This window comes from Acetobacter conturbans (genome assembly GCF_011516755.1).
GTDB lineage: Bacteria > Pseudomonadota > Alphaproteobacteria > Acetobacterales > Acetobacteraceae > Acetobacter > Acetobacter conturbans.
Genome location: NZ_WOSY01000005.1, coordinates 80240 through 93507 on the forward strand (window position 1 = coordinate 80240; position 13268 = coordinate 93507).

Genomic DNA, 13268 nt, shown 5'->3' on the forward strand with positions numbered 1-13268 from the left:
CTCCCGCTGGCGTTTTTAATGAAACAGGGCCAAAACAAAGATGCGGCTCTGGTCCGGACCTTCATGCATTCAGGGGTGGTTCTCAAGAATGGAAACCATCAAGGTCTGCAAAGGGTTTTTCTGTTTTCCCTATCTTAAAAAAGAAACGAGACATGCTCCTTTTTTCTGGAAATCGGTAAAATAATTTAAATATCAGAAGATATGAGAAATCGATGGTCGTCTTTTGAGGTGTCATTGGATGTTCGGAAATTCACTGTGCTGACCTTATTGTTTTGTCGACACTGCATGCGTGTCCGGTGACGCCCCTTTCAACGTCGGTTTTGTTGTGACCGGAATGGTCGGTGGTGGTGGCACTACGCCCGGCGTCTGATTGTCTTTCGAGGCCTGTCCCGCAAACGGGTTCTTGCCGAGAATCTGTTGCGCCACCTGCGGATAACGATTCATCAGCCCCAGAAGGGTGCCGTTGGTCCAGCCGAAGCCGATCTGCATGGGATACTCGCCACCGCCTACCCCGCCTGTCGGGCTGATCTGTGGATTCACGACATCATATTTTTCCAGCAGAACGCCGCTTTTTTCATAGGTGCCGATCACGCGCGTCATCCAGCGTTTTGCGATTTCCTGCGCGAGAGAGTCCTCGCCATAAAGGTTCAGGCCCTTGATCGCCATCCATTCGAAGGGAGCCCAGCCGTTCGGGGAGTCCCACTGCTGGCCGCTGATCACATCCGTGGCAACCAGACCACCGGGATAAAGCAGTTTTTCCCGTAGGGTTTTCGCAACCGTGTGTGCCTGGGGCGTCGTCGCCATGTGCATGAACAGCGGCACGGCGGTCGCAGCCGAAAGCACGTCCGTGAGGCGCTCGTTCTTCCAGTCGTAATCGTAGAAGGCGCCACGTTTCGGATCCCACAGAACACGTTGGATCGCGGCGATACGTTGTTCGGCTTCCGCCTTGTAGTGAGCCGCCTTTTCCTTATTGCCTGAAAGTTCATAGGCATGTGCGAGGGTTTGTGCGAGATGCGCGACCGCACAGCTCATTTCGATCGTCACGAGATCGGTGGTGTGGATCGTGGAAAGCGTATGGCGATCCTGCAGCCAGCGTGATGAAAAGTCCCAGCCGGTTTCCGAACCTGCGCGGAGATCGCGCCAGATTTCCGCAGAAGGGCGGGATGTCGAGGCGGCGGTGGCGATATCCTGCGGATAGCTTTCGTCACGCGGCGTGTCGAGATCATCCCACGGGCGGGTCATCAGCGTGCCGTCTTTCAGACGCACGGCATGGCGCCACGCATGCCCCGGTTCCAGCGTCGCTTCTCCATCCGTCCAGTAATCATATTCGCGCTGAAGCTGGGGCAGATACTGGATATAGATTTTCTGGCCATCATGAGTGGCGATCAGATCGAGCATCAGGGCGAAAAAGGCAGGCTGGGAGCGGCCGAGATAATAGGTGCGGCTGCCATTCGGGATATGGCCGTAGCGATCGATCAGGGACGCAAGATTGCGAAAGGTCGAGCGCATGAGGTCGATGCGGCCATCTTCGTACAGGCCGATCATCGTGAAATAGGTGTCCCAGTAGTATAGCTCGGAAAAACGGCCACCGGGCACGACATATTTTTCTGGCAACGGCAGTAGGGACGACCAGGGCACGGGGGTATCCGGCTCACGCGTCAGCACGTCCCACATGCCGGAGATGTAATCCCGGACATTTTCGCCGGGCTTGCGCTGATAGGCTGCGGAAGTGATGGCGGGGACCGTGAAATAGGTCGCGACAAATGTTTTGAGGTCAAAGCCGGGATCGTTTTTCTGGGCGCGCCATGTCGCCAGAATCTCTTCCGGCGGACGGTTTGGATAGGCATCGGCGGCGGCTTTGGCGTCAGTAAAGATATGCTCCTTGCCAATGGCCGCGAACAGGCCATCAAGCGCGATCGACGGTGGCCGGAGATCCTGCTGGACGGGCAGTTTGGGAGCCTGTGGCGGCGGAATGATCGCGGGGTGGAGGAGAATCTGGACGCTGGGGACGGAAGGAGGCTGCTCATCGGATACGGCCATGGACGAGTCTCCGCCGGGTTCTGTCTGCGCTGAGGCAGGTACTGACAGCGAGGAAAGAGCGATGATGCTGGAAGCCAGAATGCAACGGAGACGGAAAGAGTGGAGCGGCCTCAAGCGATATCCTTTCGTGCGACCAGACTTGGCACTGTCCCTGCGGGATAATGACGCGGACACTGCCCGTGGGTTTTCCGGGATTCATGAAACCGGTTATGACATAGGAACATATCGCGGTGGTAAACGCCCCTTTAAGCCGTCACCACATCCTGTCCCGGAGTTTTGCCCATGTCGTCACCTGCCTCAACCCGGAATGTCGCCGCGTGCACCGGAGAAAAGAGCGTGCAGTCCTCTGTCGCGGGCCTTGGGCCCCTTGCGGCGACGGATCATCTTTTCTTCGAACGCGCCGGTGCGCTGCTGGTCCGGGACGAAGCGGAGAGTATCACCGCCTCCGCGCTGGAGGGTATGGATGACGGAGAACTCTTCCTCGAATACCGCGAAAGTGAAGGTCTCTCGCTTGATGACGGGGTGATTCGCTCCGCTTCCTTCGACACCTCAAGCGGCTTTGGTCTGCGCAGTGTTCTGGGTGAGGAAACCGGGTTCGCTCATTCCGACGAGATCAGCAAGACCTCGCTCAGGCGCGCCGCCGAGACCGTCTCCACCGTGCGCAATGGCCGCACGGGCGTCATGGCGCCCCCGCCACGCTCGACCAACACACGGCTCTACAGCGACATCAATCCGCTGCATGAGACCGATTTCGCCCACCGCGCCGCCCTGCTTGGCCAGATCGACGCCTATGCGCGGGGCAAGGACAGTCGCGTGGTGCAGGTGATGGCATCCATCTCCTCGGAGTGGCAGGCCGTTCAGATCATGCGTGCCGACGGGCTGCGTGTGGCCGATATCCGCCCGCTCGTGCGCCTGAACGTGTCGGTGGTTGTGGAGAAGGACGGCCGTCGTGAGAGCGGTTCGTACGGATTCGGCGGCCGCTACAGCGTGACGAAGTTGCTGGAAGAAGGCGCATGGCAGCATGGCGTGGATGAAGCGCTGCGGACGGCGCTGGTCAATCTTGATGCCCGCCCCGCACCGGCGGGAGAGATGGAAATCGTGCTCGGTGCCGGCTGGCCCGGCATCCTGCTGCATGAAGCGGTCGGCCACGGACTGGAAGGCGATTTCAACCGCAAGAAGACGTCCATGTTCTCCGACCTGATGGGCAAGCGTGTTGCCAGTCCCGGCGTGACGGTCGTGGATGACGGCACGCTGCCCGACCGGCGCGGCAGCCTGACGGTCGACGATGAAGGCACGCCTTCCGGTCGCACGGTGATGATTGAGGACGGTATCCTGACCGGCTTCATTCAGGACCGTCTCAACGCGCGCCTGATGGGCGTCACGCCGACAGGCAACGGGCGTCGCCAGTCCTATGGCTACATGCCGATTCCCCGCATGACCAACACGCTGATGCTGGCGGGAGAAGCGAGCAGGGATGACATGATCCGCTCCGTGAAACGCGGTCTTTACGCCGCGAATTTTGGTGGTGGGCAGGTCGATATCACCTCGGGCAAGTTCGTGTTCGCGGCCTCCGAAGCCTATCTGATCGAAGACGGCAAGGTGACGGCTCCTGTCCGGGGCGCGACACTGATCGGCAACGGCGCGGATGCTATGACGTCCATTTCCATGATCGGCTCGGATATGGCGCTCGATCCGGGCATCGGCACCTGCGGGAAGGCCGGCCAGGGCGTGCCGGTCGGCGTGGGTCAGCCAACGTTGAAAATGACGGGACTGACGGTGGGCGGAACGGCGACCTGAAGCGGTCGCCTCCTCCCGCCATTCAGTCGCGTCTTAGCGCCGTCGTCCGGCAGCCGCTTTCGCGGCGATTCCGGCCAGATGGCGGCGACACAGCAGCACGTCCATCGAGCCCGTCTGCTTGCAGGCGAACTCGAAGGTCTGGGTGCGCTGCGCCAGATCGAGCAGCGCAGCGAGGGACCATGCGTCCAGCGCCCGTTCGAAGCTTTGCTGTTTCTTGAAAAACACCGGTGGCCGGAGCGTCTTCATCGCTTCAGCACGGGTCTGGCCCCGTTCGATTTCCGCCTTCACCCGCCGCAGCCGTGAGATGTGACCAAGTGTCACCCGTGCGACCGCCACGGGATTCGCACCTTCCGACAGAGCCCGTTCGAGCGCGAGATCCGCCCCTGCGCGATCCCCTTCCATGGCGAGAAAAACCGCGTCATCCACGGATGCCGATCCGGAGTCGCCGATACAGACCAGCACATCCTCAAGGGTGAGTTCGCCGTTTTCGCCCGCGTAAAGCGACAGTTTTTCGACTTCGTTGCGCACGCCGGCCCGGTCCGCACCCAGCCGTCCCACCAGCCAGCCCAGAGCCTCGCTGGTGATCCGCACCCGCTGCTCTTCCAGCATCCGGCGCACGGACGCTTCAAGAGCGCGCCCTTCCTCCGGATAACAGCCGATGGAGGCGGAATCCGGACGGCTTTCCGCCAGTTTCCGCAGCTTGCCGCGGGCTGGCAAAGCCCCGGCTTCCATGATGATCAGACTGTTGCAGGGACTATCGAGAACAGCAGCGGTAGCGGTTGCCAGACCGTCCGTCCCCTCGCGGACCCAGACGACGCGGCGGCCTCCGTCAAGTGAAAGGGCCGTGGCTTCCTCATCGAAACGGGGATGGTCGTCCCGCGCCAGCAGCGACACGCGAAAGGGATCGTCCAGCGAACCGGCGGCCTTCTTCGTCAGGCTGGCTGCATATTCGCGGATCAGGCCGCTGTCGTCGCCATGCAGAAGCACGAACCGCCATGCGTCCGGCGTGCCCAGCACCTTGCCGATCGAACGGGTGTCGATCTTCACCATGCGGGGGAACGGCTACTGGTTGGTGGGGTCGTCATCGTTCGGATCGAGGCGGCCGGTCGCCATAGCCGGAATGCCATCTTCTCCGGCACGCTCCATCGGCTGTTCATCGCTGGATTTCGGAATGGCGTCGCTGTTTGGATAAAAGACCGTCGCGGGCTTGTTGCTCTTCTCGGTAGGAGCCTGTGTCTCGAACCAGGTGGCGATCTGCTGCGTGACGTCCGTGGCGAGTGTCTTGGCCACACGCGCCTGGAGTGTTTCCATGTTCAGGTTCTGGGTGAAATACTGCTCGAAGGTATTGTTGATTCCGTCGAGTGTCGTGGCATCACCCTGCGTCAGCAGTTTGGGTGAAATGCCTACCGTATAAAGCGCCCAGTGAGCCCGTCCGACGACCCGGAAACGACCGGATGTGTTGTCCAGATGGATGTCGATCGACTCCATGCTCAGACCCGGACTGACCTGCAGCGTATAGGCGTCCGGATCTTCCGGTCCTGCCCCCGACAGCTCTTCCTGAAGCGCCAGACGTGTGAGTTGTCCGAACCGGTCGGGGATGTTGGCGACGTAGATCCGTTTCAGCTTCGCGCTGACACCCGGATGCACTTTCGTATCCTCGTAAAGAGGACGAAAGCCACATCCTCCCAGCCACAGCGGCGTCACCAGAAGAGCAAGGCCCACCCAGCGGGCACGTCGCGTGTGACCGGAAACGCCCATTACTTCGCCACCACGAAATTGACGATCCGGTTCGGCACATGAATGCGCTTGACGATCCGCTGGCCCTCCAGCAGCCGCGCCACGTTCGGCTCGGCTTCGGCACGGGCGATGACAACGTCCGCTGCCTCGTCCGGCTCCGCCTCGATCGTGCCGCGCAGCTTGCCCATGATCTGCACTGCCAGCTTCACGCGGGTGACGGCCAGCAGCGCCGGGTCTGCGACGGGCCATGCCTCTTCGGCCACCAGCCCCTTGCCGGGTTCCAGCATGGCGAACAGTTCTTCGGCCAGATGCGGCATCATGGGAGCCGTCAGCAGGCAGAGCGTGCGCGCCGCCTCGCGACGGGCGAATGCCATGCCGTCTTCACCGGCCTTCTTCTCGGTTTCGGCCAGAGCGGAGGTCAGCTCATGCAGACGGGCCACGGCGACGTTGACGGTGAAGGCTTCCAGCGCCTCGGTCACGGCGGCGATAGCACGGTGTGTCGCACGACGCAGCGTATCGACGGCTTCCGGCATGTCACCGGCAGACGGCTGCGCCTCGACCGGGCAGCTTGCGGCGACCTGCTTCACGATGCGGAACAGGCGCAGCACGAAGCGACCGGACCCGGCGACACCGGCTTCCGTCCACTCCATATCGCGTTCCGGCGGGCTGTCGGACAGCACGAACCAGCGGGCCGTATCCGCGCCGAACCGGTCGATAATGGCGACCGGCGCGACCGTGTTGCGCTTGGATTTCGACATCTTCTCGACGCGACCGATGGTGACCGGTTCGCCCGTTTCATGGTGAGCCGCTCCCGTGCCGCTGCGCACGACTTCTTCCGGGTAAAGCCACGCGCCATTCACGTCCTTGTAGCTCTCGTGGTTCACCATGCCCTGCGTGAACAGGCCGGAGAACGGCTCGGAAACGTCGAGATAGCCGGTGGCCTTCATCGCCTTGGTGAAGAAGCGGGCATAGAGCAGATGCAGAATCGCGTGCTCGATGCCGCCGATATACTGGTCAACGGCCAGCCAGCCGTCAGCCGCCGCCTTGTTGGTCGGCGTGGCGGCATGAGGCGCGGTGAAGCGGGCAAAATACCACGAGCTGTCCACGAACGTGTCGAACGTGTCGGTCTCACGGGTCGCAGGCTTGCTGCATTTCGGGCAGTCCACATGCTTCCATGTCGGATGGTGGTCGAGCGGGTTGCCGGGGCGGTCGAACGTCACGTCTTCCGGCAGTTCGACCGGAAGCTGCGCGTCCGGCACGGCCACCGGGCCACAGCTTTCGCAATGGATGACCGGGATCGGGCAGCCCCAGTAACGCTGACGGGACACCCCCCAGTCGCGCAGACGCCAGTTCACCACACCTGTGCCGACGCCGAGTCCCTCAAGACGCTGAATGGCTTCCTTGAGAGCTTCTTCCGTGGTCAGGCCATCGAGAAAGCCCGAGTTGATCATGGTGCCGTCGCCGGTCCATGCCTTGTCGGCGATGGCGAAGCTGTCCTGCGTCTCGCCTGCGGGCAGAACGACCGGCACGACCGGCAGATTATATTTGTGAGCGAAGTCGAGATCGCGCTGGTCGCCGGACGGGCAACCGAACAGAGCGCCGGTGCCATAATCCATCAGCACGAAGTTGGCGATCCAGATTGGGAAGGTCGCATCCGGCAGGAAAGGATGACTGACCTTGAGACCTGTATCGAAGCCACGCTTCTCGGCGGTCTCGACCGCTTCCACCGATGTGCCCATACGGCGACATTCGGCGATGAATTCAGCGGCTGTCGGGTTGTTCTCAGCGATTTTGGCAGCCAGCGGATGGTCCGGCGCGATGGCGAGAAACGACATACCAAACAGCGTGTCCGGGCGCGTGGTGAACACCTCGACGGCGTTCAGGTCTTCATTGAAACCCGCAGGCGGGTGGGACAACGGGAAGCTGAGGCGTGCACCCTCGGAGCGACCGATCCAGCGTTCCTGCATGATGCGGACGCGCTCCGGCCAGCGGTCCAGCGTCTTGAGGCTGTCCAGTAGGTCTGGCGCGAACTGCGTGATTTTCAGGAACCACTGCGAGAGCTTTTTCTTCTCGATGGGTGCGCCGGAGCGCCAGCCCTTGCCGTCGACGACCTGCTCGTTGGCGAGAACCGTGTTGTCGATCGGGTCCCAGTTGACCCACGACTCACGGCGATCGACGAGGCCAGCTTGCAGGAAGTCGAGGAAGATCTTCTGCTGCTTGCCGTAATAATCGGGCAGGCAGGTGGCGATCTCACGGTCCCAGTTCAGCGAGAAGCCGAGGCGCTTCAGCGTCTCACGCATCGCCGCGATGTTGGCGAGCGTCCATTCCTTCGGATGCACGCCGCGCTCGCGGGCCGCATTCTCGGCGGGCAGACCGAAGGCGTCCCAGCCCATCGGGTGCAGCACGGCGAAGCCCCGCGCGCGCTTGTAACGGGCGACGACATCGCCCAGCGCGTAGTTGCGGACGTGGCCCATGTGAAGCTGTCCCGACGGGTAGGGGAACATCTCCAGCACATAGTATTTAGGCTTGTCGGCGGGGGGTACATCCGGAACGGTGAAGACACCGGCCTTGTCCCATTCCTGTTGCCAACGGGTCTCCACCGAGCGGAAATCGTAGCTTGCGGGGGTATCGTCGGCAGTCATGATGGCATCGGTCCGGAGGGCGGGTGATCAGATAAGAATGCTGGGATTGTCGGTCATCGCCAGCACTGAAACAACAGATCCCATGCGAGGATTATGCCCGCATGGGAAGAAAACGTCAGTTGTCGCGGTTGCCGTTATCGGCGCGCAACTGCCGGGCGCGGGCCAGAATCTTGGATGTGATGTCGGAAGACGTATTGGCGGCGGGGGGCACGTCACCCCACTGGCCATCCTCGTAAACCTGCCGGAACACGGTCACGCGCAGGGCGTCGGAGCGCAGGCGCCTGTCGAGGATATAGGCGGTGATCTTGAAGCGCTCACCCTTGGCGGCGGGCGGCATGTACCAGTCTGTCAGGATGAAGCCGCCGACCGCGTCAGCCGTGGTGATCGGCATGAAGGACAACGTGTCCAGAGCGCCACGCCAGAGATAGGCGTTCACGCCGCCGCTCAGCTGATCGTCACCACCGGTGGGAGACCGGTCTTCACTGAGGAGATGGTTGCGGGGAGCGGTGAGGTCGCTTGTCTTGTCCCCGCCCGAACAGGCCACCAGACCAAGAGACAGGCCCATCAGGGGGGCCAGACGAACGGCACGGCTGAAAAGCCACAGAGGCTGACGAACGCGAGTGGTGACCATTGGGGGCTGCGACTCCTGTAAGCAAGACCCGCCACCCGTCCCCACCGGGCGTGACCCCTCTGGTGTCATGGCACGGAAGAACTGGGCGCGACTGAGGCGCTTTCATATCCCGTTGCCGGGTTTACGCCAAGCGCTCCCTGACCGCGCTTGTTCAAAACGGGACTGGTTTCGGGAATTCCTGCCTGCATCATCAGTGTACAAAGGGTGGCGCACAGGGCAGGCGGCAGGAAGCTGCAGTGCCGGTCCACCATGGCCAGAGAGAAGGAGGGTTCCAGTTTCCTGAGTTGGGAAAGGATGATGGCCTGCTCACTGGAGGTATCCTGCCCCTCTTCCGTCTGAAGCGCGACCAGTGCGGCCAGATGAAGGGCCAGCATGACAGGACGTGTCGGTGTGATGCAAAGGGAGATCCGGGACCGTTCGATCGCATCGGAGATTCTGCCGCCAAGCAGAAAAATCAGAACGAAATCGGCATCGAACAGATCGACGCACGGATGTGTCGGATGGCTTCGGCGGAAAGAATCGAGGCGCAGGGCCGCAGCCTCGGGATGGCCGCTGACAAGTTCGGCATAGGCTTCAAGTGTGATCGTGACGCCATGAGCCGGTGTGAAGATTCTTGTTTCCTCAAGAAGCCGCAGGGCCGCGGTGCGTTCCGCTGGCCTGTCCAGAAGCAGGCGGGCGAGCAAAAGCCGTCCGGGCAGCGTTTCGGGATAGGCTGCAAGCATCCGCCGCACTGTATCAATCGCGGCGGAGTGGTCCGGGCCTCCAGGTGTGGCCGACCACTCTTCCCGGAAACGCACCAGATTGAAGAGCGCGAAGACCAGCAGGAGAAAAGGATGATCCGGATCGCGCCGAAGCGCGCTGTCCATCAGCGACTCTATCTGGGGGAAGTCTGTCGTGTTCTTGCGGTTGAGCACCGCGAAAGCGCGCAGCCCGGCTTCGAGGGGGGAGAGATCCTCCGCGCCGCGATGGGCTGAATTTCGAGCCTCGGCCATAGCGATTCGCCAGCCGATCTCCGTGGTCATGATCGCGGCGAGTTCGTCGAAATTGTCGTTGGTGAGCGTGAAACGTTCTGCCCAGATGATGACGCCATCGCGTCTTTCGTCCGTGACGCGAACGATGAGCCGCGTGAGGGGGCGGCTCGTGTCGCCGGGAGGCGAACCCGTTTGCAGTTTTGTGCCGATCAGATAGTCGCCCAAGGATTTGGTCTCGCCGTCTGCGGCATGCGGAGTGGAAGCAGGAGGGAATACGGAAAGAAAATCGAAACCCGTCAGCCCTGTGGCGGTCAGTTCCAGAACATTTTCCAGAACGACGTCCTTTGGCGAACGTGTTTCCTGACGACGCGAGGCAAATCCGATGCTGGCGACGGTTCGACTGAGAGCCGCCCACGATTCGACTGTCCGGCTATTCCCGGTGGCGCGGTAGGCGTCTCTGAGGGACTGGGTGACGTCTTCTCTCTCGTGACGGGAGGACTCGGTGTTGCCCTGACGGTCTCCTGCTTGCGGAGATCGAAGTTCCTGAATGAGGGCCATGATGGCGGAACCCGGCTCGGAGGCGAATGTGTCGCGGAAGGTGACGAGACATTGTTCTGCGGCAAACAGGGCCGCGCTCGTATCTCCCGTGCGTCCAAGCTCGCGCAACAGGACTTTCCACGCATTTTCATTGAGCCGGTCGAGTCGGAGAATGCGGTTTGCGGCCACAATCCTCTGTTCGGGGTCCTGCAGGGTGATCTGGGCCTGCTCAAGCGTGGAGATGAGGTGTGCGCGCAGACGGGTGCGCTGCGCGGTCAGCCATTCATCAAGGGCTGGATCGACCGCATCGAGGTCGGTCAGAAGAGCCGCGTCTGTTTCGGGGAGCTTGAGAATGCCGGAGGGCGTGGCATTCAGATAGCGCTCGGCATCGACGAGGGTCAGAACCGGCTTGAGTGCGAGGGCATGACGCTGGGTATCGAGAATGTCGGTTCCGAGCGGACTGAGGGCTTCCGCAAGCCGATGGATTTCCTGCCGGAGAGAGGCACGGGCCTGTTCATCGGAACGGCGGCTCCACAGAAGATGGGCGAGGTTTTTCCGGGTTACCGGCCGCCTGTCTGAAAGGGCCAGGATCGCCAGGAGACCACGGGTCTTGGCGCCGGTGGGCGTGATGGTGGTTCCATCCAGAAGTTTGATGGACAGGGAGCCGAGGAGGTCAAGATGAAGAATTGCCGCCTCGGATTTCCTCAGACCCGGTTTGATTGTGCCAAACAACCCCATATGTCCCTGCTTCCCTCCAGTGTCGCCAGCTGTTTTTCCGGCCAAGGCAAGCGCTCGCTATGCCCCTGGGTTACTCTTTCACGCTGCGGGTGAGTGTGACCCGAAACAGTTTCGCGGAAATGAATGGTGAGGCCGTAACAAATGCGCAGAGCTCTTCATGACGCGAAGTTTGAAAGCCAATGATGTCTTTTTTTTGCAATTCTTTCACGTAATTTGATTCATATATGGGTTGCTGATCCGATTACCATTTAATGACATGATCGTCATTTGGGGGAAATCTGCTGTGCGACAGGCTGGTGCTCACCTCGAAACGTTTTGGGCAATAAAAAAAGGGGGGAAGGCCTGAGCCTTCCCCCCTTTCACGTCCGTTTAAATAGGACGGCAGCCAAAGATGTATGGGTGTCAGGCGACCTGAACACCACCGCTGACGGCGCTGTCGATGGCATACGGGCCAGCCGCCAGCACTTCGATCTCGATCATGCGAGCGAACAGGCCTTCACCAGCACCGTTCAGCGACAGCAGGGCATTGCCGGCCGTCCAGCGACCGACGCCACCTTCATAAGCCTGCCAGCCGTCCAGCTCTTCATTGCTGAGATGAGCGTTCAAAGGACGACGGTCGCGACCGTTGGTGACAGCGACTTCACCCACCACGACACCCAGATGACGGCGATCATCGCAGAACGGACCGATCATGTCCGTCGGACGGGCCGTGCGCGTCACGATGCGAACATCTGCGATGCTGGAGGGCACCATGAAGCAGTAGGTGTTGCCCATGTGGCGCACCGGTCGCATTTCGCGACCATCTTCCGACACGAGGCGCAGATCGGGATCCGTCGTCGTCTCGGTGGAGGTGGTGTCGATACCTGGGAAGCTCAGCGTCTCGGCGCGAGCGGCCAGAATGTTCCAGATCGGCTCGACGGTTGCGCGGTCGGTCACCAGCGGTGCACCTGCATCACGTTCCCAGCTCTTGCCGCCAGCGATGACCACGCCGCCCGCGAAGTGCGGACGCATCGTGCGGATCGTGGAGTTCTCGAACGTGCCGCGATTGCCTGTGTCGAGATAGCTCTCCGTTTCCAGACCTTCCGACACGATCACACCATGCTGTTCCAGCTCGACATGATAGAAATCATAGGCCGTGATGGAACGGTCGATGGCGATGGAGCGACCGTTGACCAACATGCGGACCGGCGTGAAACGGCCATCGATATGGATGCAATGCTCGGAGGTGACAACCAGATCGCGGTGCGGAGCGCCTTCGCCGAACGCGTCCTTGCGGATGCGCACCGGATAGGCATCAACATCGAAACCGAGCGCCGCGACATCCGCATGCGAACGACCGAGCCATGCCAGCGGACGGAAGACCGTTTCGCCGTTTTCGATGACGGCGATCTCATCGCCTTCGACCAGCGTTTCGACAGCCTTCTCACCGGTGCGTGTCAGGATGTGTGAACCCGGGAGGAAGCAGCCCTGAATGCAGTCGCCGCCCTTATTGGTATAAAACTGCTGGCTGCAGCTCGGCTTGCTGTAAGTGCCGCCGACGCCCGTTACCGAGATGCCGTAATATCCGCTGCCCGCGTTGGCGTTCGGGTTGGATGAGCTGGCGGTGACAGGGATGGACGAGCTCTTCTTAAGGATAAGAGTGGAGCTGTTTACATAGCTGCTATTGATACCGATTGTGGAGCCGAGGCCGCCCGGAACGTTGTTCGTGCAGATGGACGAACCCGATCCGAAGTTGGTGATCGTGGCGTTCTGGAGCGCAGGATAGGTGTAGTACTGATCGCCGCCCGCGGAGATGTCTTCTCCGGCCAGGTTCGCTTCATACGACCATTTGCCGGTTTCGTTGTTCAGGACCAGCGATGAACCCTTGCCGTTCATGTTGATCGTGCCGGCAACACTGGTTGTGCCGTCGGAATCAACCGTGAGGTGGGCCCCGTTGACATTGATGCCGCCGGTTGAGCCGGAGGCGTTGTATTCCTTGATGACAGCGGTGCCGATCGAAGCGCCGTCTTCAAGCACGTAATACTTGCCTGGCTGCAGGGTGACGGTGCCGCTGCTGGAGGCGAGGACATACGGGCTGGCTTCAGTGCCGGCGCCTGAGGTGTAGGCCGCGTACTGGGTGGTTGTGGCTGTTGTAACCATGGTGAGGTCACTCCTGATTGCGCCGACAAGCGGACG

The 13268-nt window shown here is 61.2% G+C and carries 8 protein-coding genes; 1 reads left to right on the top strand and 7 read right to left on the bottom strand.

Going from position 1 to position 13268, the window contains the following annotated elements; translation table 11 throughout:
- Positions 1-264: 264 nt before the first annotated feature.
- Positions 265-2040, bottom strand: a complete 1776-nt coding sequence (gene treF, locus GOB81_RS06710; protein ID WP_173569613.1) for an alpha,alpha-trehalase TreF — start codon at positions 2038-2040, stop codon at positions 265-267.
- Positions 2041-2322: 282 nt separating this feature from the next.
- Here treF and tldD point away from each other — a divergent pair, with 282 nt between their 5' ends.
- Positions 2323-3837 (top strand): metalloprotease TldD, encoded by a 1515-nt coding sequence (gene tldD / locus GOB81_RS06715; RefSeq protein WP_194299830.1) that lies wholly within the window; start codon positions 2323-2325, stop codon positions 3835-3837.
- Between the two features lie 33 nt (positions 3838-3870).
- Here tldD and holA read toward each other — a convergent pair whose 3' ends face one another.
- The 6 genes from holA to GOB81_RS06745 form a co-directional block, all read right to left on the bottom strand.
- A complete protein-coding gene (gene holA, locus GOB81_RS06720) occupies positions 3871-4884 on the bottom strand; it encodes a DNA polymerase III subunit delta (protein ID WP_173569769.1) in 1014 nt (337 codons plus the stop codon).
- A gap of 15 nt (positions 4885-4899) precedes the next feature.
- Positions 4900-5595, bottom strand: coding sequence for a hypothetical protein (locus GOB81_RS06725; RefSeq protein WP_173569614.1), 696 nt, complete (start codon positions 5593-5595; stop codon positions 4900-4902).
- Positions 5595-8216: a leucine--tRNA ligase gene (leuS, locus tag GOB81_RS06730; RefSeq protein ID WP_173569615.1), complete on the bottom strand. Its 2622-nt coding sequence runs from the start codon at positions 8214-8216 to the stop codon at positions 5595-5597. Before leuS ends, GOB81_RS06725 begins: the two co-directional genes overlap by 1 nt.
- Before the next feature lie 115 nt (positions 8217-8331).
- Entirely contained in the window at positions 8332-8847 is a 516-nt protein-coding gene (locus GOB81_RS06735) for a DUF3576 domain-containing protein (RefSeq protein WP_173569616.1), read from the bottom strand.
- A gap of 65 nt (positions 8848-8912) precedes the next feature.
- A complete protein-coding gene (locus GOB81_RS06740) occupies positions 8913-11093 on the bottom strand; it encodes an AfsR/SARP family transcriptional regulator (protein ID WP_173569617.1) in 2181 nt (726 codons plus the stop codon).
- A 402-nt stretch (positions 11094-11495) separates the two neighbouring features.
- Positions 11496-13232 carry a Hint domain-containing protein gene (locus GOB81_RS06745; protein ID WP_173569618.1) on the bottom strand — a complete coding sequence of 579 codons (1737 nt, stop codon included), beginning with the start codon at positions 13230-13232 and terminating at the stop codon, positions 11496-11498.
- Between the last annotated feature and the right edge of the window lie 36 nt (positions 13233-13268).

Coding starts and splice junctions, on each gene's coding strand:
- treF (WP_173569613.1), bottom strand. CDS start 2,040: ATGGCCGTATCCGATGAGCAGCCTCCTTCCGTCCCCAGCGTCCAGATT.
- GOB81_RS06725 (WP_173569614.1), bottom strand. CDS start 5,595: ATGGGCGTTTCCGGTCACACGCGACGTGCCCGCTGGGTGGGCCTTGCT.
- GOB81_RS06745 (WP_173569618.1), bottom strand. CDS start 13,232: ATGGTTACAACAGCCACAACCACCCAGTACGCGGCCTACACCTCAGGC.
- leuS (WP_173569615.1), bottom strand. CDS start 8,216: ATGACTGCCGACGATACCCCCGCAAGCTACGATTTCCGCTCGGTGGAG.
- tldD (WP_194299830.1), top strand. CDS start 2,323: ATGTCGTCACCTGCCTCAACCCGGAATGTCGCCGCGTGCACCGGAGAA.
- GOB81_RS06740 (WP_173569617.1), bottom strand. CDS start 11,093: ATGGGGTTGTTTGGCACAATCAAACCGGGTCTGAGGAAATCCGAGGCG.
- GOB81_RS06735 (WP_173569616.1), bottom strand. CDS start 8,847: ATGGTCACCACTCGCGTTCGTCAGCCTCTGTGGCTTTTCAGCCGTGCC.